Annotated in this window: 20 protein-coding genes; 8 read left to right on the top strand and 12 right to left on the bottom strand. The window is 38.5% G+C overall.

Going from position 1 to position 23,932, the window contains the following annotated elements; genetic code table 11:
* Positions 1-816: 816 nt before the first annotated feature.
* From ACESQI_RS05670 to ACESQI_RS05655, 4 genes are read left to right on the top strand one after another with little or no spacing between them, the layout of a single operon-like run.
* A complete protein-coding gene (locus tag ACESQI_RS05670; protein WP_373125549.1) occupies positions 817-1,581 on the top strand; it encodes a hypothetical protein in 765 nt (254 codons plus the stop codon).
* Between the two features lie 23 nt (positions 1,582-1,604).
* Positions 1,605-2,396, top strand: coding sequence for a hypothetical protein (locus tag ACESQI_RS05665; protein ID WP_025867666.1), 792 nt, complete (start codon positions 1,605-1,607; stop codon positions 2,394-2,396).
* 36 nt (positions 2,397-2,432) lie between these two features.
* Positions 2,433-3,362 (top strand): hypothetical protein, encoded by a 930-nt coding sequence (locus ACESQI_RS05660; protein WP_373125548.1) that lies wholly within the window; start codon positions 2,433-2,435, stop codon positions 3,360-3,362.
* 6 nt (positions 3,363-3,368) lie between these two features.
* Positions 3,369-4,238 (top strand): T9SS type A sorting domain-containing protein, encoded by an 870-nt coding sequence (locus ACESQI_RS05655; protein WP_002560701.1) that lies wholly within the window; start codon positions 3,369-3,371, stop codon positions 4,236-4,238.
* A 371-nt stretch (positions 4,239-4,609) separates the two neighbouring features.
* Here the strand turns inward: ACESQI_RS05655 and ACESQI_RS05650 are convergent, their stop codons facing one another.
* The 8 genes from ACESQI_RS05650 to ACESQI_RS05615 all read right to left on the bottom strand — a co-directional run bounded on the left by ACESQI_RS05650 (position 4,610) and on the right by ACESQI_RS05615 (position 13,914).
* Positions 4,610-5,308: a LytTR family DNA-binding domain-containing protein gene (locus ACESQI_RS05650; RefSeq protein ID WP_007485184.1), complete on the bottom strand. Its 699-nt coding sequence runs from the start codon at positions 5,306-5,308 to the stop codon at positions 4,610-4,612.
* A 108-nt stretch (positions 5,309-5,416) separates the two neighbouring features.
* Positions 5,417-6,472, bottom strand: a complete 1,056-nt coding sequence (locus ACESQI_RS05645; protein WP_025867668.1) for a sensor histidine kinase — start codon at positions 6,470-6,472, stop codon at positions 5,417-5,419.
* Positions 6,473-6,580: 108 nt separating this feature from the next.
* Positions 6,581-7,801 carry an ABC transporter permease gene (locus ACESQI_RS05640; protein ID WP_002560698.1) on the bottom strand — a complete coding sequence of 407 codons (1,221 nt, stop codon included), beginning with the start codon at positions 7,799-7,801 and terminating at the stop codon, positions 6,581-6,583.
* 185 nt (positions 7,802-7,986) lie between these two features.
* The gene (locus tag ACESQI_RS05635) at positions 7,987-8,733 is read right to left on the bottom strand and encodes an ABC transporter ATP-binding protein (protein WP_002560697.1); all 747 of its coding nucleotides are present in this window, start codon (positions 8,731-8,733) and stop codon (positions 7,987-7,989) included.
* 18 nt (positions 8,734-8,751) lie between these two features.
* A complete protein-coding gene (locus ACESQI_RS05630; protein WP_007485186.1) occupies positions 8,752-9,972 on the bottom strand; it encodes an efflux RND transporter periplasmic adaptor subunit in 1,221 nt (406 codons plus the stop codon).
* 80 nt (positions 9,973-10,052) lie between these two features.
* Positions 10,053-11,483, bottom strand: coding sequence for a TolC family protein (locus ACESQI_RS05625; protein WP_007485187.1), 1,431 nt, complete (start codon positions 11,481-11,483; stop codon positions 10,053-10,055).
* A 465-nt stretch (positions 11,484-11,948) separates the two neighbouring features.
* Positions 11,949-12,389 (bottom strand): hypothetical protein, encoded by a 441-nt coding sequence (locus ACESQI_RS05620; RefSeq protein ID WP_002560694.1) that lies wholly within the window; start codon positions 12,387-12,389, stop codon positions 11,949-11,951.
* Positions 12,390-12,564: 175 nt separating this feature from the next.
* Entirely contained in the window at positions 12,565-13,914 is a 1,350-nt protein-coding gene (locus ACESQI_RS05615) for an MATE family efflux transporter (RefSeq protein WP_002560693.1), read from the bottom strand.
* Between the two features lie 124 nt (positions 13,915-14,038).
* Between ACESQI_RS05615 and ACESQI_RS05610 the strand changes: the two genes are divergently transcribed.
* The 3 genes from ACESQI_RS05610 to ACESQI_RS05600 all read left to right on the top strand — a co-directional run bounded on the left by ACESQI_RS05610 (position 14,039) and on the right by ACESQI_RS05600 (position 16,916).
* Positions 14,039-14,689, top strand: a complete 651-nt coding sequence (locus ACESQI_RS05610) for an HAD family phosphatase (RefSeq protein ID WP_195660049.1) — start codon at positions 14,039-14,041, stop codon at positions 14,687-14,689.
* Positions 14,690-14,934: 245 nt separating this feature from the next.
* On the top strand, positions 14,935-15,756 hold the full coding sequence (gene panB, locus ACESQI_RS05605) for a 3-methyl-2-oxobutanoate hydroxymethyltransferase (RefSeq protein WP_002560691.1): 822 nt from the start codon (positions 14,935-14,937) through the stop codon (positions 15,754-15,756).
* Positions 15,757-15,761: 5 nt separating this feature from the next.
* On the top strand, positions 15,762-16,916 hold the full coding sequence (locus ACESQI_RS05600) for an MFS transporter (protein ID WP_007485191.1): 1,155 nt from the start codon (positions 15,762-15,764) through the stop codon (positions 16,914-16,916).
* A 109-nt stretch (positions 16,917-17,025) separates the two neighbouring features.
* On the opposite strand, the gene ACESQI_RS05595 is transcribed toward ACESQI_RS05600, so the two are convergent.
* Both ACESQI_RS05595 and ACESQI_RS05590 read right to left on the bottom strand, forming a co-directional pair.
* Positions 17,026-17,388, bottom strand: a complete 363-nt coding sequence (locus tag ACESQI_RS05595; RefSeq protein ID WP_002560689.1) for a diacylglycerol kinase family protein — start codon at positions 17,386-17,388, stop codon at positions 17,026-17,028.
* Between the two features lie 160 nt (positions 17,389-17,548).
* Positions 17,549-19,765, bottom strand: a complete 2,217-nt coding sequence (locus ACESQI_RS05590) for a bifunctional (p)ppGpp synthetase/guanosine-3',5'-bis(diphosphate) 3'-pyrophosphohydrolase (RefSeq protein ID WP_373125547.1) — start codon at positions 19,763-19,765, stop codon at positions 17,549-17,551.
* Positions 19,766-19,963: 198 nt separating this feature from the next.
* On the opposite strand from ACESQI_RS05590, the gene ACESQI_RS05585 reads away from it, so the two are divergent.
* Positions 19,964-21,481 (top strand): DUF4301 family protein, encoded by a 1,518-nt coding sequence (locus ACESQI_RS05585; RefSeq protein ID WP_195349960.1) that lies wholly within the window; start codon positions 19,964-19,966, stop codon positions 21,479-21,481.
* Positions 21,482-21,557: 76 nt separating this feature from the next.
* Here the strand turns inward: ACESQI_RS05585 and ACESQI_RS05580 are convergent, their stop codons facing one another.
* A complete protein-coding gene (locus tag ACESQI_RS05580) occupies positions 21,558-22,781 on the bottom strand; it encodes a hypothetical protein (protein WP_195349961.1) in 1,224 nt (407 codons plus the stop codon).
* Between the two features lie 5 nt (positions 22,782-22,786).
* Positions 22,787-23,923, bottom strand: a complete 1,137-nt coding sequence (locus tag ACESQI_RS05575; RefSeq protein ID WP_002560685.1) for a metallophosphoesterase — start codon at positions 23,921-23,923, stop codon at positions 22,787-22,789.
* Between the last annotated feature and the right edge of the window lie 9 nt (positions 23,924-23,932).

The raw sequence follows: 23,932 nt of genomic DNA, 5'->3' as shown, positions 1-23,932 counted from the left end.
GTTCTGTATTTAGCTTAATTCTTAGTTCTGTTTAACAAATTATTAAGTATGATAATTATATAAACAAAAATCCGCCCTACCTTCACAGGCCGGGCGGACAAGAAATCTCTTACATAGAGATTTATCAAATCTTATGCTATAATTTAAAAAAGTATATATACAGACTTTCACAAGCCTGACTAATATATTAATCAGAATTTCAAATAGTGATATATTATTGTTGTTTGATAAGTAAATAGAGGTGTCCAAAAAAATAGAAAGAGACAACCTTATAAGCCAACACGAGTTTTTTGTGGCTTTTATGTGTGCAAAGGTAATATAAATAATTGAATAATGAAAAATATGATGAAGGGATTTAGGATTTGTATGCTTTAGGCTGTAATAATACCCCATTATCAACCTCTTATAAAGGTTGTTTGGAGACTATACCTTGCCTGGATGTAGACTACGCCTTGCCTGCTTGTAAACTACGCTTCAGAATCAAGGTTTATTTTTCATGAATGCTCTAATAAGCTAACACTATCTGCCTATTTTTTCTACAATCTCATTTTGTAGCATAAAAATAAATATTGAATTGTCCGGGTTCTTTTTTTTGTGAAACGTATATGATATTGATATACTGGTTTTTATTGTGATGTATAAACATTGTAATTGTCCGGGTAACTTTTTAGGATATTTTGATCTTTTTCTTTATTTTTGTCTAAAGTCATTTCTCCTTTACTTCGGAATCATTCTTTTTGATAATATACAATCCACTATAAATATTTTATTGATTGAGATAATCCTTATTAGTGTTAACATTTTAATTTTATTATTATGAAAAGAAGTAGTCTTTTATTAGCTTTAGTTTTGAGTAGTGCAAGTTTATTTTCCCAAGAAATAATTAATAATAAACTGGAATTAAATGGTGATTTTCAATTTGGTCCAACTGTGTCATCTGGAGATTGGGTGAAGGATTGGGGGCATCGTTTGTGGTTTAGTCACTTGGATGATAATACCGATCCGGTTTTTATGGCTAGGTATAATACCGAGCTGGATGCAAGTGAATTAAGGGTGAGCATCGGCGATTGTATTGATGGACGCGATAAGTTTTCTGTTGGATTTACCAATTTATTTGGTTTTGTATTTACACCAATGTTTGTTGTACAGGCTGACGGTAAAGTTGGGGTAAAGAATGATAATCCTCAGTATGAACTCGATATAAATGGTACAATCAGAAGTAATAGTATATTAGTAACAGATGGGAATATGGGAATTGGAACAACTAATCCTCAAAATAAATTGGATGTAAATGGTACTATTAGAGCCAAAGAGATCAAGGTAGAGTCCGATTGGGCTGACTTTGTTTTTAAGAAAGATTATAAGCTTCCTACTCTGAAAGAAGTGGAGACTCATATCAATGAAAATGGAACTTTACCCGGTATACCAAGTGAGGCAGAGGTTAAAGCCAACGGAGTAAATCTGGCAGAGACAAATGCTTTGCTACTTCAAAAAATAGAGGAACTGACACTTTACATCATTCAACAAGAAAAACGAATGGAGAGTATGGAAGCCGAAATAAAAAGCATGAGAGCAAATTAATATTAACGCTTAAAAATATTATTATGAAAACAAAGATTATTGCTGTATTGCTATTATTATACTCATCAATGATGTTTGCACAAATTGATCAAAAAAATGATAGTGTAAGTGCTGTTGCCATTCGATCTTCTATGACTAATACTTTGACTTCATCCGATGATAGAATGTTTCATCGCTTAGGCCTTGGTGACATTGACGATCCTACTGCCATGTTTTCAGCTTTCCAAGGAGAACCTTTGCAGAAAGCCAAAGGAGATTATATTACTTTATACTCATTCATCACTAATTGTTTTTACAATGTAGCTTACAATCGACTTTTTCTTGTAAGAGATGCCGCTGGTGATGAATGGACTACTGCCAGATTTCATGAAGGTATTTCTATTGATGACTCTTTTTCAAAGCCAGGAGAAACCAGAACGTGGTGGGAGCGAGATCCTTATGATAAAATTCAGTCATGGGGTGACGGAGCAGAAACGTATATGACCATTAATAGAGGTAATGTAGGTATTGGTACACTGGATCCACAAGGATATAAATTAGCTGTTAATGGTACTATTCGTGCAAAAGAGATAAAAGTAGACTCTGATTGGGCTGACTTCGTTTTTAAGAAGGGCTACAAACTTCCTACATTGGAGGAAGTAGAGCAATACATCGGTGAAAAAGGTACTTTGCCGGGTGTACCTTCAGAAGAAGAAGTAAAAGCCAATGGAGTGAATTTAGCTGAAACCAATGCTTTGTTACTTCAAAAGATAGAAGAATTAACTTTATACATAATTGAAATGAAGAAAGAAATCAATGAGTTAAAAAAGAGATAATAGCTATTAATTTACTAACTTTTAAATTTATAGGTTATGAAAAAGATTCTACTACTTTTTGTGTCACTATTTTGTGTGGGATTGGGTTTTGCTCAACAAATAGGGGATGGTTATGCACAAACTATTAATAGTTTTAATAGTATATTAAATACAGGTATTTATGATTCAGACAAAGTTCAAACAAACTATCCTTATGAAATTCCCCAATGGCCTTGGAAATATTTATTTGTTATGCGTCATAATGATTCAAACCTTAATTATCAATTTCAGATTTCCACAACTTTTGAACATGATGACCGAATATTTTTTAGAAAACTGGCCCACCTGAAAACGAATACTGAGTATAATAACAATTGGCAGGAGTTTGCCACCAGAGGAGTAAATACTTTTAATGGGGTTCAAACAATTAATGGAGACCAGTATGTTAATGGAAATATACATGTAAACAAATACTTGTTTATTCCTTCTAATAGAGAATTGATTTTTGGTAATACTTCTGATAGAGATCATAGTTTACGAATATCATATAATGGGAATGATAATAATGGTTCCTGTTATATTAATTATTCTGGAGACTTAAGATATCGTAATGGGTCTATGACCGATGATGTTCCAGTTGTCTTATTTTCAAAAGATAATAATGTTGGTATTGGTACACTGGACCCACAAGGATATAAATTAGCTGTTAATGGAACTATTCGTTCAAAAGAAATAAAAGTAGACTCTGATTGGGCCGACTTCGTTTTTAAGAAGGATTATAAACTTCCAACATTAGGAGAGGTAAAGAAGCATATTACAGAAAAAGGTACTTTACCAGGTATTCCTAGTGAATCAGATGTTAAAGCCAATGGGGTTAGTTTGGGTGAAGTGAATGCTTTATTACTTCAAAAAATTGAGGAATTGACTCTGTATGTAATAAAACAACAGGAAGAGATAGAACAATTAAAGGCATTAAATAATAAATAGATTATCATGAAATTCAAGATTATATTAATTCTAATATGCTTTTCTGTAAAGCTAAATGCGCAGTGGCACTTATTGGGGGATTATAATCCTATACCGGGTATTCCATACGAATATACAGCAGGATTAATTACTGGCGGGGTATCAAAGGCTTCGGAAGATGTTTATACTTGGGAAGTTATCAATGGTAAGATAAGAGATCAAGATGGGAATTATACGTTATCTACGATAAATAGAGACTATATGGGACTTTATAATTCTCCTATTTCAGTAGTTTGGGATTGTATTGGTATAAATGAGGAAGCTAAATTAATATTGAAACATGACGTTTGGGTGGGGGATGTTTCTTGGAGTATTGGTGTGCAACCTTGTAATGTGGCAATTGCCAATAAAGAGTATGAATATAACGATAATGAGAGTGGGACATATTTGACTATTATAAATGTTCAAGTTAAGAATAATGTAACTGTTAATTTTAATGGATATCGTTCTGTTAGAATCTTACCAGGCTTCATAGCAGAACAGGGAAGCGTAGTTAGAATATATAATGAACTTCCTTCTGCTCCATCCTTGTTTACAAGAAGTTCTGTAACAGGTATTAATGATGAGGTAAAAGATAATCCGGAATTGTGTCAGAACATTCCTAATCCGGCTTCATTCATGACTTCTATATCTTTTGTGATACCTGAGATACGAAAAAGTGCTTATTTACAATTCTACAATATGATGGGAGTTTTAGTCCTGAAAATACCAATAACTTCTATTGGCCAAAATAGTATTGATGTAAACACTACAGAACTAATTAATGGAGTTTATATGTATTCTCTTATAGTTGATGATTGTTTGATTGATACCAAACGAATGGTAGTAGCGAATTAGTAATTAAGGCAGCCTGATAAGCTGCCTTAATTTATTCTTCTTTTGTTTTAGTATTGCAGCAATAAAACAGCAATAGAATAGCGTCCAAAGTGACGTTTGAGGAGGCTCAATGATAAACACTAATTAAGAAAGAAAATACCCGATTTGTATTTGTAATTAATTGAAGATAAGTAAATAAAAAAAGAGACTTCCTTGTTCGTCCGCCGACGAGGAAGCCTCTTAACACAAAAACTAAACTAGACTTAACTAAACTATTCTATTCTCAGAGTTTCACAACTCCTTTCTGTTCGGGACAAAGATATATATTTGTCAGCTATTTTGCAAATAAGAATAGACAAATGGGAGCATTTTACCGATAAACAGGTTATTTCTTAGCTTCTTTCATCAAGGAAAGTTTGAAAAACCTGTTTGTAGCTATCACTGATGGGGATATATGTCTTATCAAAGACAATCCGACCACGATCTATGATCCGTATTTTATCCTTTTGCACAATGAATGAACGATGTACTCGCATGAAGCGAGTGGGAGGGAGCAATTCCTCCATAGATTTCATGCTCATCAGCGAAAGGATGGGTTTGGGCTGGTCTTCGGTATATATTTTAATGTAATCTTTCAATCCTTCGATATAAAGAATCTTTTTAAGTTCTATTTGTACCAGTTTGTAATCGCTTTTTACGAAGATACTTTCGATCTCATCCGGTTTCTGTACGAGCTCAAACCACTGTAACGCCTTATTGGCTGCTTGCAGGAAGTCGACGTAAGAAATAGGTTTTAGCAAATAATCGAGAGCATTCACACGATACCCGTCGATGGCATATTGATTGAAAGCAGTGGTGAATATAATGCGGGTATTTTTGTCTACCATTCTGGAGAATTCAAGCCCGTTAAGTTCCGGCATTTGAATATCTAAAAAAAGCAGATCAACTTTCTTTTCCGGAAGCTCGTTCATTGCTTGTACAGCACTCGAATATTTACCGGTTAAAGACAAAAACGGAGTTTTGTTGACATAACTTTCCAGCAGATCAAGAGCCAGAGGTTCATCGTCTACGATGGCACAATTTAGGGTCATGACTTTAATAATTAGTGATTAGTGATAAGTGATTAGTGATTAGCGATAAGTGATTAATGGGCTACGCTGTGAACCGCATGGCACTAATCATTAATCACTTATCACTAATCACTCCTCCCTAATCACTAATCTTGATGAATATTCTTTTTTATCTTTACTCACTTCGTGTTGCCACTGATAACGTCCGGGATAGATTAATTCCAGACGTTTGCTTACTTGTTCCAGTCCGATGCCCGAACCACTTTTATCTGTTTCGGCTTTGGGATGGTAACTGTTTGTTATTTCACATCTCACTTCTCCGTTGGATTCAGAAAAAGCAATACGGATAAAGCTGGGTTCTGTAGGAGAGATACCATGCTTAAAGGCATTCTCGATAAGTGATATGAAAATGAGTGGAGCAATTTCTGTTCGGTTGTCCGGAGATATATCGATATTTGTTTCTACTACTACATTGGAGGAGAGGCGGATACGCATTAGCTCTATGTAATTGCGAATGAAATCCATTTCTTTCCCTAAAGAGACAAATGTTTGCTGGTTATCATACAATACGTGGCGAAGAAGCCGGCTTAACTCTTGTACGGCTTGTTGCGCCTTGTCTGTATCAAAGGCGATAAGGGCATAGATGTTATTCAGTGTGTTAAGTAAGAAATGAGGATTCAACTGATTCCGTAAGTTCTTTAATTCAGCTTCCGTACGGCTCCTTTCTGCTTCTCGTCGTGCTGCTTCAATTTGTCCCCACCGGATACTCATTTTGATTGCGGCAGCAAGGCTTATGGTAAGTACCATCGAGAACATATCGCGAACAAAAAAGATCCAGCCGGGAGGCATGTTTTTATGAGGAGTTTTGGGAATATCATTAACAAACATGATGGTTTGCCATAAATGAAGCCCACCGCTCATGAGAACAATTAATGTGAGATTCAGCAATAGAAACTTTTGAACGCGTTCATTAAACAAATAACGGGGAATAAAAATGAAATAGTTTAAATAGAATACGATACAAAAACTAAGAGGTACTCCGCTACGGCGTATGTACCCTATCCAGTCAATAGGTTCTCCTCCCCGGTTGATGAAAAAGAACGGGAAGCCAAAAATGATGCCCCAACCAATGATATGGGTTAGTACTACGGCAAAGCGAACGCGGCTGTTTGTAGGTTGTTTCATATTTGCAAAGATAGTAAAATTAGTGATTAACGAGTAGTGATAAGTGATTAGTTCCATGCGGATCATAGTACTCATCACTTATCACTCCTCATTTTTTACTATTGTTGTTTATTCGTATCGTATGGCCTCAATCGGATCAAGGTCTGCTGCTTTTTTAGCCGGATACCAGCCAAAGAATACTCCTGTGACAGTACATACGGCAAATGATAAGAATACGCTCCACGGTTGTATAAAGATAGGCCAATGGGCTACGCTCTTAACGATCCAGCTGGCGCCACAACCTATAATTACGCCTATAATACCTCCGGTGATACTTATCAGGATAGCTTCTATCAGAAACTGGCTGAGGATATCTATCCCTCGTGCACCTACCGACATACGGAGTCCGATTTCGCGGGTACGTTCTGTGACGGATACATACATAATATTCATAATACCAATACCACCCACTACCAGTGAAATACCGGCGATACAAGCGAGTAGGGTAGTCATTAGGTCGGTCGTAGAATTCAGCATTGTACTAAGTTCCTGTTGGCTACGTATAGTAAAATCATCATCGTCACTGTCTTTCAGCTTATGTTCGCGACGCAGGATACTTGTGATTTCTTCGATCGCATAATCTGTCATATCTTCGGAGAGTGCAGAGGCGTAAATTCCTTGCAGGTAAGTGACGGCCAGCAAACGTTTCATTACTGTAGTATAGGGTGCCAGTACAATATCGTCCTGGTCCATGCCCATAGAGTTATATCCCTTGGCTTTGAGTACACCTACTACACGGAAAGGTATTTTATTGAAGCGAATAACTTTTCCAACAGGATCGGATCCGTCAGGGAAAAGGTTATCGGCTATTGTTTTTCCGATGATGCAGACTTTGGCAGAGCTCTGTATATCTGCTTCGGTGAACATCTCTCCGTTTTCTACATCCAATTGGCGGATTTTGAGATAATCCAATCCCACGCCACTAACGGAGGACGGATAGTTATTATTACCATTGACAAGCTGTCCGGAAGAAGATACATTAGGACTGATTCCTGAAAGATAGTTTGTTTCTTCACGCAGCTTTTCATAGTTTTCCAACTTTAACGTCTGCATCTCGGATGCATCGCGACGTACACCACCACGCATGTCACCTCCGGGATGTATCATGATCATGTTCGATCCCATTTCGGCTATTTGTGTCTGGATACTTCTTTTGGAGCCTTGACCAATAGCCAGCATGGTGATAACGGATGCTACGCCAATGATGATACCCAGCATTGTCAAGAAAGCCCGCAACTTGTTGTTGGCTAATGCCCTAAGGGCTATTTTGAATAAATTGGTTCCGTTCATTATTTTGATTTACAATTAGACAATTTACGATTTACGATTGAAGTCACTTTGATTTACGATTAGACAATTTACAATTGAAAGCATTTTGATTTACGATTAGATAATTTACAATTGAGATTACTCTTATCTATAATTTAAAAAGTGGCTTCAATCGTAAATTGTAAATCGTCCAATCGTAAATCCTTTCAGTCTTCATCATTTTTTGGCAATGCCGCCAATCCTTCAATTGCAGAGAGGATCTGATTATTGATTGTGTCTTCTATTACGTGTCCGTCCCGCAACCGAATGTTGCGACTACTGTATTGTGCCAATTCCGGATTATGGGTGACGAAGATAATAGTACGGCCTTCGGCATGAAGTTTCTGGAACAGTACAAGTATCTCGAATGAGGTACGTGTGTCAAGATTACCCGTTGCTTCATCCGCCAGTATTACAGCCGGATTATTAACCAATGCGCGGGCAATAGCTACACGCTGCATCTGCCCTCCGGACATTTGATTGGATTTATGTTCCAGTCGATCGCCCAGTCCTACATCCTGCAATGCTTCAATAGCCCTTCTACGACGTTCGGAAGCACTGACGCTGGCATTATACATCAGAGGAAGTTCCACATTTTCGATGGCAGTTGTTTTAGGCAGCAGGTTATAACTTTGGAATACAAAACCGATTTTCCGGTTTCGCAGTACGGCCCGTTGAGATTTACTCATGCTTCTTACAGATATTCCGTCAAGTAGATATTCTCCGCTTGTTGGAGTATCCAGACATCCCAATGTATTTAACAAGGTTGACTTGCCTGAACCTGACGTACCCATGATGGTTACAAACTCTCCTTCGTTGATGGTGAAAGAGACCCCACGCAAGGCGTGTACGATCTCTTCTCCCACTAAAAAGTCCCGTTTGATGTTATGTAGTTCAATTACTTTCTTGCTCATATTATTGAGGACATTAATTTATTTTTTCTTATTTCCTCCTGGTCTGCCAGGCATGAAGGGACTTTTTTCTGTATTTCCACCTGTTCCCATCTCAGCCATATTACTTGTAGGTGTACCGAGATTGGCTTCGCTTATCACTTGGGTACCTTCGTTGATTCCACCTGTAATTTCAGTTTTGATTCCATTACTAATACCTATTTGTACAGGATGTGCAGTGAATGTATTACCTTCTTTTGTCCAAAGTTTATGTTCTCCCGCGCAATCTTTTACAATGTCTTCTTTGCCGATGAGGGGAACTTCAGGAGTGAAGCGTAATGCTCTGGAAGGTACGCTTAGAACATCCTTTTTGTCCAGGATATAGATTGTGACATTGGCTGTCAGGCGAGGCTTGAGTTTTAAGTCCGGGTTTTGTGCAGAGATAACTACTTCATATGTCACTACACTTGTTGTTGCACTACTACTCGTACTTGTACTACTACTTGTACTTCCCAAGCGTATCTGAGTGACCTTACCTTCGAACATATCATTGGGATATGCATCTACAGTGAAACTTACGCGTTGTCCTTCTTCTACGCCACCTATATCAGCTTCATCCACATCGGCCACAACTTGCATCTGTGTCAGGTCTGCGGCAATAGTAAACAGGGTCGGTGTTTCAAATCCGGAAGCAACTGTCTGTCCTTCTTCTACATCACGACTGATAACTACACCATCAATGGGCGAAGTGATGGTAGCATATGAAAGGTTACGTTCGGCTTTAGCCAAAGCGGCTTTACTACTGTCGAACATACTTTTAGCCTTATCGTAGTTGTATACGGCTTGTTCGTAATCCGTATCGCTGATAAGAGCTTTTTCATGCAATCCTTTACTACGTTCGTAATTCTTCTTCTGATATTCATATTCAGCTTTATTTCCGTCATAGGTTGCACGTGCTGAAGCAAGTTCACTTTGGAGTGTCACTTTATCCATTTCTGCAATAAGTTCTCCTTTGGTAACAACGGAATTGTAATCGACGTAAATCTTATCTACAATACCGGATACCTGTGTACCGACTTCTACTTCCGTTACAGGTGCGATCGTTCCTGTAGCCGTTACAGAGTTAGAAATGTCATTTTTGCTTACGGTAGCTGTGACATATGAGATTTTGTGCTTGGTTGCCCCACCACTAAAAGCCCATATCGCTACACCTGTCACCACTATAATGGCAACACCGATGAGGATGATTTTTTTCTTGTTCATGGTTATATTTACTATTTTATAATTTGCTGTTTAGTTTTTAATTTACGCGTACCATTAGGTCGGTTACGCGCAGTATTTGGTTATAGTTCGATATCCCCTCCCTGGTAGAACTTTAATAACTGAGCATTTAATATGGCCATGTATTTAGCCTGCAAGGTTTCTTGTTGGGCACTGAGAAGGTTATTCTTTTCCGTTAGCAGTTCTACAGTATTTTTCATACCTAAGTTGAACTGTGCACTTACCAGATCAAAGCTGGTCTGAGTACTACGGAGTTTTTCTTGTGCAGCTACATAACGTTGCTGAGCACTATTGGCATCAAGCCACAACCCTTCAATGGTTTTATACAGTGTTTTTTGTTCGTCCAGCAGGTTTAACATACTGGTCTCACGTTGTAATTTAGCTTTTTGTACAGCACTTTTCGTTTGGCGATTATTAAAGATAGGTACACTAATAGATAATCCTAAAGAGTTGTTCCAGCCATTCTTTACTTGTTGGGCAAAGGTAAAGTCGGAACCACTGGTATTGTTTGTACCAATCCCGGCACTAAGGCTGACACTGGGCATGTATCCGGCACGGGCGATATCGATATTTAATTCGGATGCCTGTATGTTCAGTTTTCCCGATTCAATTTCCGGACGTACGGCAAGAGCTGCATGATAAACATCCGTTTTGGTAGGTAGGGGAGAGAGTACTTTACTATTATCCAGCGCAGGCAGATAGAGGTTCATTTCTTCTTCACCGTCCAGCTCAAGTAATTGTTTCAGTTGCAACTTGTAGTTTTGCAGAGTAGTTTGTGCAGTAACAAGTTGATAACGATCAGTACTTACTTGTGCTTCCAATTGTGCCAGATCGGCTTTAGACAGGCTACCGGCAGCAAGCAACTCTTTTCCACGGTCGCATTGTGCTTCACTGACAGCAAGGGTGCTTTCATTAACTTTCACCGATTCGGCAGCATAGAGAATCTGTACATAGGTCTGTGTGATGCTTTCCTCGATATTCTTTTCTGAGGTAGCTACATCCAGTTCTGCTACACGATTGTTCAGTTTCTCCTGTTCAATTGTTTTCAGACGTTTACTGCCATTGTATACAGTCCACTGTGCATTTAGTCCGTAGTTACCATTATAACTGGTTTTACTGTTACTGCGTAGAATTTCGGTTCCGCTTACCGTACTGCTTGATTCCTGATATGGACGGTTCACCATATTCTGGCTGGTAGAAAATGAGAGACTTGGAAAAAGAGCTGCTTTAGCTGTTTTTACATCAACGGCTGTACTTTCTGCATTAATACGGCTTTTGCGTAGGGTGATGTTTTGCTCTAAAGCATAGTCGATACAGTCTTGTAAAGTCCATTCGGCAGGGAGTTGTTGAGAATTGTTCTCCACCGTTTGTTCTGTGGCTGGAGTAGCGTAAGTGTTCATAGCCGGATTATCTTGTGCCCTGAGGACATTACCACCTATGCTACTACTGGTTACGCAGAGTGTTATTACTGTCAATCTTCTTACATTTATCATACTTCTTACAGTTTATTATTCTTTATTGATGTATGCGAAGGTACGTACCTATAATAACTGTTGCAAAAATGATAGACGTAAGGGGAAGTTTCGCCGCTGAATGAGTTATTTATGTCGATAAGATAACTATGATTCATTCGCTAAATACATAGTTGTCAAAAAAGTAATTATAAGAATCCTTTAAGGAGATAAATGAGGGAAGACGATGAATGTTTGTATCTATGTAATAGCCTGATTTATAATGAATCAGAAACTCTTGTTTATAGGTTGTCAAGAGTGTACAATTCTGTAAATGTTAATTGTACACTTTTACTATACTATATTGTACATTCTTGATATACTAAAGTGTACACTCTTATGAAATAAAACTCGAATGTTAAACAATAGCGTTAACATTGTTAACACTATTGTATCAAGTTATGCATTTGTCAAATGATCCATAATAATGGATTTCTTTTCATGCTTTTATTTTGTTCGTGAACTCAGGGTTACTATATTATCAGGTGAAGGTTCTTTTCCCATTGAAGTAGAAAGTATATCTTTTTTTATGCCATACATATACAAAATAGGAGTGTTATCTGTCCCTATTAGTATGCAAGCATCATCCTGTTTAATCCACTTTTTTATTTCTATTCTTGTATAATCATTTGTTGCTCTATTTTCTATAATAAGTGCATTTTCTTGATATTCTTCATAAATATCTTTGAGTTCTGTTATACCGGCAACTCCTCCATATTGACGGAATGGTATCCAATGGCCTATAACGCAACTTTTTATGGCGCTAATAGGGATGTCCTTGAACAAGACATTAGACGGATCATATTGGGGATTGGATTCTTCTTTACTGCATGCAAACAATGACAAAATGCAAAATAATAAACAGATTAGTTTTTTTATAGTTTTCATAAGCTTAGGTATTTGTTTTATAGTTCAAAGGTTTTATTGACTAACAAATATAAATGCTTTTTTTAAATAAACCTACTGTTTGTAAGGATTGTTTTGAAAACAGTTGTAATTAATATCTTTCTTTTTCGTACAAATCTATAAAATAAGGACACTGAATCTGAAATCTTAATTGGTTTTAGGCATTGTGTTTTATCCTTTTTATATAGATCATCAGGCTAATTACTGCTGTGATAAAAGCCAGTCCGTCTGATACCGGCATACTCATCCAAATGCCATTCAACCCATACCAGCCGGGAAATAACAGAAGGCAGGGCAGTAAGTATACCAATTGGCGGGACAACGAGAGGAATATGCTGACTTTTGCTTTCCCGATACTTTGAAAGAAGTTAGAAATAACAATCTGTGCACCAACCAGAGGGAACATCAAGATACAGATACGCAGCCCTGTCGCTGCCATATTAATCAACTCCTCACTGTCAGTGAATATAGCAGAAACGGTGTGCGGAAAGAGTTCGCAGATAATGAAACCACTACTTGTGATCAGTACACCAACGATGATACCCAGGCGGAGCGTATGTTTTACACGATCCTGTTTTTGTGCACCGTAGTTGTAACCGATGATGGGCTGCATCCCCATGGTCAGTCCCATAACAATCATAACGTAGAGCATTAACAACCGGTTCATAATACCGTATGCGCCGATAGCCATGTCTCCACCATACTTCTGTAAGCTGTTGTTGATAAGGATCACGATGACACAAGCGGTTACATTCATTGCAAAAGGGGACATACCGATAGAAAAGATACTGGCTACAATACGTCTTTTCATTTTCCAGAAACCAGGACGGAAATGAACAAAACTCTCCTTGTTGCGAAAATGCTGCACTACCCATACCATACCGATAAATTGCGATACTACAGTTGCCATAGCCGCTCCCCGGATTCCCCAATGGAAATGGAATATGAATATAGGAGCAATAATTACGTTGGCTAATACAGTTACCAGAGAAGTCAGCATCGCTTTCTTTGGATATCCGGTGGCACGCATTACATTATTCAACCCTATCATGGTATATGTCACAGGAGTGCCAAGTAGGATTACCTGCATAAAATCGCGTGCGTAGGGTAATGTAGCAGGGCTGGCACCGAAGAAGTTTAGTATAGGATCCAGAAAAATAAAAGCAATGCCGCCAAATACTACCGAGTTAATAAGGCACAGCATTAATGTGTTGCCCAACACTTCTGTTGCACCTTCCATATCTTTCTGCCCTAAGCGGATAGAAGAAATAGTAGCCCCACCGGCCGAAATAAGTACACAGAAAGCTACCACAAGATTCATCAGCGGAAATGTAATGGCCAAGCCGGAAATAGCTATAGCTCCTACACCATGCCCGATAAAAATACTATCAATAATGTTGTAGAGTGAAGTAATAGTCATTCCGATAATAGCGGGAATAGAGTATTGTAACAGAAGTTTCCCGATTTTTTCGGTTCCCAGAATGCGTGGGTCGGTTTGTTGCGCCATATGTTGAGTCGTTACGGTTTTTTAAGTGGTGCAAAGGTACGAATAATTTGCCTTATCCATTGATTATTCTGAACTTTGCGCCGATGTAAATACAACGTTTAACGTTTAAAGGTAAAAGATGTTTATGGATGCTACAAAGACAATTGCTGCATTGTTCGATTTTGACGGTGTTATAATGGACACAGAACCACAGTATACTATTTTTTGGAATGAACAGGGACAAAAGTATCTGCATAAAGAGAATTTTGGTCCCGGAATAAAAGGGCAGACCCTGGCACAGATTTATGATAAATACTTTTCCGGAGATCTTGTTCCGGTACGTGAGCAGATTACTCGTGAACTTAATAAGTTTGAGAAAGATATGGTCTATGAATATCTTCCGGGGGTACAAGGTTTCCTTGCCGATCTTCGTCATCATGGTGTGAAGATCGCTCTTGTCACCAGTTCCAACGAAGAGAAGATGGAGAATGTCTATCATGCTCATCCCGAATTCAAGACACAGTTTGATCGTATTCTTACCGGTGAGATGTTTGAACATTCTAAACCGGCTCCAGATTGTTTTTTGCTTGGAATGAAGATATTTGGGACTACTCCGGAGAACAGTTTTGTATTTGAAGATTCTTTTCACGGCTTGCAAGCCGGGCGTTGTTCCGGTGCTACTGTTATAGGATTGGCAACCACAAATTCCCGTGAAACGATCACAGATAAAGCAGATGTTATCATGGATGATTTCATGGGAATGACCTATGAGAAGTTACTGTCTATGGCGAAATGAAACTTATTCTGCCACTAACTTATTTAATGTTTTCGGCAAGTACTCTCGTTGCATAGGGGCGGGAACTTGCATGTTTCTTGTTTGGTTTATTGGAGTATCATCAAAGTTATAATAATTCTGATAATAAAGTAATTAAACGGATTGGGAAGTTCTCCAAAATATGAATTCTTCTGCTTTTCTTGTTTGTTATAAATTAAAAGTTATACCTTTGCGCCCAATTTATTAATTCATAAATATATAGAAACATGGCTGGATATATATCAGATGACACCAGAAAAGTGACTACACATCGCCTGATAGAAATGAAAGAAAGAGGCGAGAAGATATCTATGTTGACTGCTTACGATTACACAATGGCACAGATTGTTGATGGTGCCGGAATGGATGTGATTCTTGTCGGTGATTCTGCTTCCAATGTGATGGCAGGTAATGTGACAACTCTTCCTATTACGCTCGATCAGATGATTTACCATGGTAAGTCTGTTGTGCGTGCAGTGAAACGTGCTATGGTGGTAGTAGATATGCCGTTTGGTTCCTATCAGGGAAATTCAAAAGAGGGTCTTGCTTCTGCTATTCGTATTATGAAAGAGAGCCATGCCGATGCATTAAAATTAGAGGGTGGCGAAGAAATCATCGAAACTGTAAAGCGCATTCTTTGTGCAGGTATTCCTATCATGGGTCACTTAGGACTGATGCCACAGTCAATCAATAAATATGGTACTTATACGGTTCGTGCTAAAGATGAAGCAGAAGCTGAAAAGCTGATTCGTGATGCACACTTACTTGAAGAAGCCGGTTGTTTTGCACTGGTTCTTGAGAAGATCCCTGCCGAACTGGCCAAACGTGTGGCAAGTGAACTGACTATTCCTGTCATTGGTATTGGTGCCGGTGGTGATGTAGATGGTCAGGTACTTGTTATTCAGGATATGTTGGGTATGAACAATGGTTTCCGTCCCCGTTTCCTGCGTCGTTATGCTGACTTGTTCACAGTGATGACGGATGCTATCAGTCACTACGTTTCGGACGTAAAGAACTGTGACTTCCCGAACGAGAAGGAACAATATTAATATTTATGACAAATCATTTGTGGACAATTCATTTTATGCGGATATGTATTGCTAATTTGCTGTTGTTCATATCCCTGTATATGCTATTTCCGGTTGTTCCGGTAGAGATGGCGGATCACTTGGGTGTGCCGGTTTCTCAAACCGGAGCAATGTTTTTATTGCTTACTTTGGGAATGTTTGCCATTGGTCCCTTTCATGCGTATCTGGTAGATGCATATAAGCGGAAGTATGTCTGTGCTTTCTCTTTTGCAACGATGGTAGCGGCTACGGTGGGATATGGTTTTGTTAATGATATCACACAGCTGTTGCTGCTTTGTTTCGTACAAGGTATTGCATTTGGTATGGCTACTACGGCAGGTATTACGCTGGCTATTGATATTACCAATACTAATCTGCGTAGTTCGGGAAATATTGCTTTCTCGTGGGCGGCCCGGTTAGGAATGCTTATCGGCATAGCATTGGGGGTAGGTTTGTATCAGTGGTATGATTTTAAAACCTTATTGTATGTATCGGTTATTGCCGGATTGGCAGGCATTTTCTTTGTTTCCCGTGTTTATGTACCTTTCCGTGCACCGATTGTGACTAACCTATGTTCGTCCGACCGTTTTTTACTTTTACGAGGATGGTTGCCCGCTTTCAATCTTATGTTGATAGCTTTCATTCCGGGGTTGTTGTTACCTGTTTTTCATAATTCATTGAGTGATGTGTTTATAGGTAATATCGAAATTCCGTTTTTTGCAATAGTAGGAGTGGGGTTCCTGTTTTCTGTATTGCTGGCAAGGTTTGTTTACCGTGAGGAGAAAACGCTGAGAGTAATTACTTTAGGAATTAGCCTGATGATGGTTTCTTTTATTTTACTGAAAGAACTGCCGGCTATTGTAACTGCCATATTGTTGGGAGTGGGACTTGGATTGGTTACTCCTGAGTTCTTGCTGATGTTTGTAAAACTGTCACAACATTGCCAGCGTGGCACTGCCAATACCACTCATCTTTTAGCATGGGAAACAGGCATGTCTTTGGGAGTTGCTGCTGCTTGCTATCTGAGCACTGAGTCTTCTGTAGATGCTGTTTATCATTTAGGGCGTATTCTGACTCCGATAGCTTTGCTGTTTTTCATATTGTTGACCTATCCTTATTTTAAGAAAAAGCGGGTACGATAGTTGAATAATTGAAAATTGAAAGTTGAAAATTGAAAATGAAAGACTGCTGGTAAATCTCCAGCATGTTTCTTCTGCCTTTCTTCCATTTTCAATTTTCAATTTTCAACTTTCAATTAATATATGGTATAAAGATAACCAATCCTACGATTGCTGCTGCGATAGCACATATCAGTACGGCGCCTGCTGCAATGTCTTTTACCTCACCGGCTATCGGATGCCATTCAGGAGATACTAAATTCACGAGTCGCTCGATAGCTGTATTGAATGCTTCTGCCGCGATAACAACCCCTATGCAGATAATAATTGCTACCCATTCGAACTTCTCTATATCGAAAATAAAGCCTGCAATAATTACTAACATAGCGATTGTCAGATGAATCCATACGTTGTGTTCCCTACATACAAAGCCTCTGATTCCTTTCCATGCATAAGTAAAGCTTTTCAGACGTTTTTTTATACTGAATGATTCCATAAGTACTGTATCCTAATTAAATGATCGTATCATTGAAACGCAGATTATCGCAAATTCACGCAAAGAATATCGTCTCTCAAATGTAGCATGCCATCTAATCTGCGATAATTTGCGATCCTTCGCGTTTCAATAAAACATTGGTACATTGATTCATTATTTTTCAATTTCTACTCACTTGTTTCACTCCTTTTACCGTCCTTAATTTCTTTATCAAAGCTTCCAGACGACCTGTATCACCTACCATGATAGTCATTGTACCCGAGAACAGGCCATCATGGGAGTCAATGCTAATGGAACGTAACGTGATATTGTTTTCTTTAGAAATAATTGAAGTAATGTTTGTTACAATACCAATGTCATCATGTCCCACTACACGGAGTGTGATGGGGTATTGCGTTCCCTGTGATTTTCCGGCCCAACGGGCTTTTACAATACGATATCCAAAGCGTTCTCTCATTTGATCTGCATTCGGACAATCCATGCGGTGAATCTTTATACCTCCGGATACAGTAACAAACCCGAATACTTCATCTCCATAGATCGGATTACAGCATTTAGCCAGTTTGAACTCCAGTCCTTTCAGATTTTGATCAATGACAAGTACATCTTCTTTGCCATTTGTCTCTTCTATCTGGTTTTGCAGGTTATATCCTTCGGCACTGCGATATACAATTTCATCATGTGTATCGTTGTCTCGTTTTTGCTGTTCTATGTATTTATCGAGCAAGTCGTTTACATCCAGCGTACCATCGGCTATCGCCTGATAGAACTCTGTCACTACCTTATATCCCAGTCGCTTGATGAGGCGCATCATTGTACCCTCATCGTATTCCATCTTCCGGTTCTTAAATTTACGTTCCAGTGTTTCTTTGGCAAAGTCATGCTGGCGTGCCACCATCTCTTTCAGTGCCTGTCGAATCTTGGTACGAGCCTTGGAGGTGGTTACAATGTTCAGCCAATCCTGCTTGGGTGTCTGAGTGTTCGATGTCATGATCTCCACCTGGTCACCGCTATTCAGTTTTTGTTTCAACTGGGCGTTTTTGCCATTGACCTTTGCACCGATACATTTACAACCCAATTTGCTATGGATATGGAAAGCAAAATCGAGTACAGTTGCTCCTTTGGCCAGTTTGAAAAGGTCTCCTTTGGGTGTAAATACGAATACCTCATCCTCGTACAGATCCATCTTGAACTGGTCCATCACTTTCATTGAATCGTTGTCCGGATTCTCAAGTGCTTCACGTACAGAAGTCAGCCATTCGTCCAGCCCTGTCTCTCCTTTGATACCTTTGTACCGCCAGTGAGCTGCAAGACCCCGTTCGGCTATTTCATCCATGCGACGGGTACGTATCTGTACCTCCACCCATTTACCTTCCGGTCCCATTACGGTGATGTGGAGCGATTCATACCCATTACTTTTAGGAATAGACAGCCAGTCACGCAAACGCTTCGGATTGGGCTGATACATATCTGTCACGATAGAATAAGCCTGCCAACACTCCTGCTTCTCTTTGTCCGGATCCGAATCGAGAATGATTCGAATGGCAAAAAGGTCATAGATACCTTCAAAAGGCGTCTTTTGTTTCTGTATCTTGTTCCAAATAGAGTGGATGGACTTGGTACGCCCCTTAATGTCGAATTTCAGACCGGCCTCTTTTACTTTCTTTTGTATCGGTTCTATAAAAGCAGCAATGTACTTGTCCCGCGATGCTTTTGTTTCATTCAGTTTGTCTTTAATGAAATAATAAGTATCCCGGTGAATATACTTCAGAGACAAGTCTTCCAATTCCGACTTCAGTTTGTAGAGCCCTAACTTATGAGCCAATGGTGCATACAGATAGGCCGCTTCATTGGCTACCTTGATGCGGTCTTCCTCATTTTCCGAATCCTTGATTTGCCGCATTACGTTTACACGGTCGGCAATCATAATAAGGATTACACGCATATCCTCTGCAAAGGAGAGGAGCAGGTTACGGAAGTTTTCAGATTCGATGGCAGGACTTTTTGCATACAACTCATTGGTCTTTACCAATCCTGTGATAATACTCGAAACATCCTCTCCAAACTCACTGCGGACAGTTGCAGGAGATAATACGTTATTTTTTACAATCTCGTGCAGCATGATACCTATCAGGCACGATCCTTTCATTCCTATCTCATCGGCCACAACAACTGCCGTTTGTAAATCCCTGATAACAGGATTCATCCCAAAATTGTTACGGCGCAGACTATTGCACTGTGCAGCATGAATAAGGTATTTCTTCAGCTTCCGGGTATCGTCCTTCGTGATACTTTCTCCTGCTGACCGTATCAGCCGTTTATATAAAGCGAATAACTCAGCTTTCTCTTTTTCTGTGAAAAATGAAATATCCTCCATGATAAATAATTATTTAATGTACCAATATGTCAATGTGCCAATTAGCTGCGCTGTGATACCGAATGGTAATTGGCACATTGGCATATTGGCACATTACTACATTATTTCGACGTAAAAGTAGTTTTTTTTGTTTAGTAAAAGGGTATAACTAAATAACATTTTGTATTTTTGGGCATCAATTAATAAAAATAGATACGTATGATGACACCACAAGACAAAGAGTTGCTTGCCAAAAAAGGTATTTCGGAAGCTCAGATAGCCGAACAACTGGCATGCTTTCAGAAAGGTTTTCCGTTTTTGAAACTGGATGCGGCTGCATCGGTTGAGAAGGGGATTCTTGCTCCTGATGCAGATGAGCAGGGGGCATATCTTGCAGCCTGGGATGCATATAAGAATACAGAGAAGACGATTGTGAAGTTTGTTCCTGCCTCCGGAGCAGCCAGTCGTATGTTTAAGAATTTGTTTGAGTTTCTGGGAGCCGACTACGACCAGCCTACAACGAAATTTGAGCAGGCATTCTTTGAGAGTATTGAGAAGTTTGCATTTTATGATGATTTGAATGTAGCCTGTCAGCGTACAGCCGGAAAGGATATTTGCGGATTAATAGCCGAAGGAAATTACAAAGCAGTGGTATCTGCCCTGCTCGAAGAAGCCGGATTGAATTACGGTGCTTTGCCTAAAGGACTGCTCAAATTCCATAAATATGAAGAAGGTTCACGTACGCCGCTTGAAGAACATTTGGCCGAAGGTGCTATGTATGCTGCCGGAAAGTGTGGCAAGGTGAATGTGCATTTTACTGTTTCTACTGAGCATCGTGAACTGTTTAAAGTTTTGGTAGCAGAGAAAGCCGGAGAGTTTGCCCAACGTTATGGGGTAGATTACAATATCACTTTCTCAGAGCAGAAGCCAAGTACGGATACGATTGCTGCCGATATGGATAACCAGCCTTTCCGTGATAATGGTAAGCTGTTGTTCCGTCCGGGTGGTCATGGAGCGCTGATTGAGAATCTGAATGATCTTGATGCCGATATTATCTTTATCAAAAACATCGATAATGTAGTACCTGATAGATTGAAAGCAGATACGGTGCTTTATAAGAAACTGATTGCCGGTGTGCTGGTTGCTTTGCAAAAACAGGCTTTTGAATATCTGGAATTGTTGGATAGCGGTGATTATTCTCATGAACAGGTGATGGAAATTCTTCAGTTCGTACAAAAGAAACTATTCTGTAAGAATCCGGAGACTAAGAATCTGGAAGATTCAGAGTTGGTGATGTATCTGAGAAAGAAACTGAATCGTCCGATGCGTGTTTGTGGTATGGTAAAGAATGTAGGCGAACCGGGAGGTGGTCCGTTCTTAGCCTATAACAATGATGGTACTATCTCATTGCAGATTCTGGAAAGTTCTCAGATTGATATGAATGATCCTACTGCCAAAGAGATGTTTGAGAAAGGTACTCACTTTAATCCGGTAGATCTGGTATGTGCCGTACGTGATTATAAAGGCCATAAATTTGATTTGACGAAATATGTAGATAAAGCTACGGGATTCATATCTTATAAGTCTAAGAATGGCAAAGATCTCAAGGCTCTTGAACTTCCCGGATTGTGGAATGGTGCAATGAGTGACTGGAACACCGTGTTTGTAGAAGTGCCACTCTCTACTTTCAATCCTGTAAAAACGGTGAATGATTTATTGCGTGAGCAACATCAATAATAAGATAAAAAAACATTGAAAGTCAAAGTCTTTATTTTTAGCAATGATGCCTGAATAAAGACTTTGGCTATTTTTATTACTTCATACATTTAAAGTTTAGATACATTACTGCGTCATATCCTTCACCTTCTGTTTTTATTATCTGGCCAATAGCTTTTCTATCATCCTGTAATTTAAATCCGAAAAAAGAACCATGTCTTGCATCGTTCAAACGGAGTATCCCATTGGAAGTCCAATCCAGTTCTGGGTTCAATATTTGGTTTACAGAAGTCTGATTATCTGTAAAAGAGTTATAACTGAAAGGCCATTCTGCCATTAGTGAATGATAAACAAAACGTCTATGATTATTGTCTCCTTCCGGATAAATCATTCCATTTACATATTCATTGGCTGCAACAGTAGTTGCTACTATATTATTTGCAAACACACATAGGCCGATACCTGCCCATTTGGGTGCTACATTAACCATGTTTACAAATAAAAATTCAATATTTTGCTGATTGCTCCTTGCTTGTTCCATCGTAAGAGCATAAGGCTTTATATCGGGAGCAAAATAAGGGGTGCCATTTAAAGCTGTTGTTAGCTTTATATTGTAATAACAATTAATGAAAGTTCCTTCTTCCATATAAGGACCTGTTATGACGGGTATAATGGTGACTCCTACGCCTTCTTGATTCTCTACGACCAGTCTGAGTTGTGAAATAGTCTCATCCGGAGTTATCGGAAAAGAGAAAGAGCCATTTGTGTTTACCTGAAAATCTCTTTTATAAATTACTTCTCTGTCTGTATTCAATGTTTCATAATAAGAACGGATAACGTTTCCCGTAGGAGTTATTGTTCCCTTCACTTCTACTTCTTCTTCCGGAATTGTAATTAACTTTTCTTTTTCCATTTGAAACTTTACGAAAGAGTTAATAATAATTTGAATTCTTTCTTCTTGTTTCATTTTCTTTCCCTGAACTATGATCCTGATACCTGTTAGGTTTTCGTCAGCATATAATTCAATTTTGAAGTGAATATTCTGTTTTTCTTTATCAAACTTATATTCATAAGGAGTTTCCTGGATATGATTATTTTTATCTTTACGCTGGACGAAATAATAAATGCCTGTTAATTCTTCCTCTGATGATATTTCTGCCTCAATAACAAAGGTCGTTCCAGGATCTGATTTTAATTGATTATCTGATACATTCATTAACTGAATTTGTGGCTGAACTCCGTTGTCACTGTCCGAATTCTGACAGGCGGAGATCCATCCAAATAGAAATAGCAGGAATATTATTTGATATCTGACTTTCATATTTTCTAATTTTTACGTAAAACAATTTCTCCGTTTTCATTGAGAATCTTATAATCTATTCTGTTAACAGGTGAAATAGATATTTCCATAATTGTATTTTTACCATTGATTACGATTGGAAACTCATTGGTTTCATTTTTTTTAGGTACGAACCCTAAATGATGATTATGACCGCAAACCAACAAGTCAATACCGGCCAGGTTTAATATCGGTATCCACTCCCGTTGAGTTTGTAATACAGCCTGACAGCAGCTATTAGCACCTATTGGAGGAATATGTGCAAATACGATACGATGTTTGGCTTCAAGAAAATCCTTCTTTTTTACGATTGTTTCAAGCCATTGTGTTTGTTCTTTTCTATAGGCATCGAATGCAGTAGTACCTGCATAAGCCGGGGTATCATCGGCTCCTTCATCACCGCTATCCAATACAATGATTGCACAATCTCCGGTTCTAAGAAAATAATAATAATTTCCAGAAGAGCAATCCACATAATGGTGAAGTACTCTGGCATACTTTCCTCTTGTTTCGTGATTTCCTCTTACATATAAAATCGGAATCTGACGGGCAAATAATTCGGTTGCTTTATCTAGAACAATATAAGGTTGTTCTTCTTTTTCTATCAGATTACTCATATCTCCATTCATCACGATGAAATTATATTCTTTATACTTTGTATGGTTCAATAGTTTTTCCATTAACTCTGTATTATCGTGAATATCATTTAATACACAGAATTTGATTTCCTTTTCCTGTCTTGGAAGCGTCATAAATGTATACCAATTTGTATATTGGATTTCATCTTTTATTTTTTTATAAGGTTCAAAAGTTTCGAACCTTTGTGAACATACTCTATATTGGTAAGAGATATCAGATTTTAAAGAATCTAATAATATGGTATTATATAAATTGAATGCTTCTTTTAAGCCATGTTTACTACTTTGATATCTTTTACTGTTTTCTGAATTTTCTTCCCGAACTTCTATCCATGATAAGGCACGTTGTTGTGTCTGAAACAATATGGATATTTTGTTCGGAGCCGGATTCATAAGATAAGGTCCGTGTTTTAAGAAAGTTTCATTTTGAGCCAATACTAATTGCCATATAAAGGATAAGAATATCCACAAATATAATTTTTTCATAATGTTTTT

Source organism: Bacteroides sp. HPS0048, assembly GCF_964240755.1.
Lineage (GTDB): Bacteria > Bacteroidota > Bacteroidia > Bacteroidales > Bacteroidaceae > Bacteroides > Bacteroides nordii.
The sequence above is the reverse complement of the archived record's forward strand: the minus strand, read 5'-3'. Positions and strand labels throughout refer to the sequence as shown.

Bases quoted from the DNA above. Each gene is read 5' to 3' on its own strand.
- ACESQI_RS05580 (WP_195349961.1), bottom strand. From the start codon at position 22,781: ATGAAAGTCAGATATCAAATAATATTCCTGCTATTTCTATTTGGATGG.
- ACESQI_RS05610 (WP_195660049.1), top strand. From the start codon at position 14,039: ATGGATGCTACAAAGACAATTGCTGCATTGTTCGATTTTGACGGTGTT.
- ACESQI_RS05665 (WP_025867666.1), top strand. From the start codon at position 1,605: ATGAAAACAAAGATTATTGCTGTATTGCTATTATTATACTCATCAATG.
- panB (WP_002560691.1), top strand. From the start codon at position 14,935: ATGGCTGGATATATATCAGATGACACCAGAAAAGTGACTACACATCGC.
- ACESQI_RS05660 (WP_373125548.1), top strand. From the start codon at position 2,433: ATGAAAAAGATTCTACTACTTTTTGTGTCACTATTTTGTGTGGGATTG.
- ACESQI_RS05635 (WP_002560697.1), bottom strand. From the start codon at position 8,733: ATGAGCAAGAAAGTAATTGAACTACATAACATCAAACGGGACTTTTTA.
- ACESQI_RS05590 (WP_373125547.1), bottom strand. From the start codon at position 19,765: ATGGAGGATATTTCATTTTTCACAGAAAAAGAGAAAGCTGAGTTATTC.
- ACESQI_RS05670 (WP_373125549.1), top strand. From the start codon at position 817: ATGAAAAGAAGTAGTCTTTTATTAGCTTTAGTTTTGAGTAGTGCAAGT.
- ACESQI_RS05600 (WP_007485191.1), top strand. From the start codon at position 15,762: ATGACAAATCATTTGTGGACAATTCATTTTATGCGGATATGTATTGCT.
- ACESQI_RS05615 (WP_002560693.1), bottom strand. From the start codon at position 13,914: ATGGCGCAACAAACCGACCCACGCATTCTGGGAACCGAAAAAATCGGG.
- ACESQI_RS05620 (WP_002560694.1), bottom strand. From the start codon at position 12,389: ATGAAAACTATAAAAAAACTAATCTGTTTATTATTTTGCATTTTGTCA.
- ACESQI_RS05595 (WP_002560689.1), bottom strand. From the start codon at position 17,388: ATGGAATCATTCAGTATAAAAAAACGTCTGAAAAGCTTTACTTATGCA.
- ACESQI_RS05640 (WP_002560698.1), bottom strand. From the start codon at position 7,801: ATGAACGGAACCAATTTATTCAAAATAGCCCTTAGGGCATTAGCCAAC.
- ACESQI_RS05650 (WP_007485184.1), bottom strand. From the start codon at position 5,308: ATGACCCTAAATTGTGCCATCGTAGACGATGAACCTCTGGCTCTTGAT.
- ACESQI_RS05585 (WP_195349960.1), top strand. From the start codon at position 19,964: ATGATGACACCACAAGACAAAGAGTTGCTTGCCAAAAAAGGTATTTCG.
- ACESQI_RS05645 (WP_025867668.1), bottom strand. From the start codon at position 6,472: ATGAAACAACCTACAAACAGCCGCGTTCGCTTTGCCGTAGTACTAACC.
- ACESQI_RS05630 (WP_007485186.1), bottom strand. From the start codon at position 9,972: ATGAACAAGAAAAAAATCATCCTCATCGGTGTTGCCATTATAGTGGTG.
- ACESQI_RS05655 (WP_002560701.1), top strand. From the start codon at position 3,369: ATGAAATTCAAGATTATATTAATTCTAATATGCTTTTCTGTAAAGCTA.
- ACESQI_RS05575 (WP_002560685.1), bottom strand. From the start codon at position 23,923: ATGAAAAAATTATATTTGTGGATATTCTTATCCTTTATATGGCAATTA.
- ACESQI_RS05625 (WP_007485187.1), bottom strand. From the start codon at position 11,483: ATGATAAATGTAAGAAGATTGACAGTAATAACACTCTGCGTAACCAGT.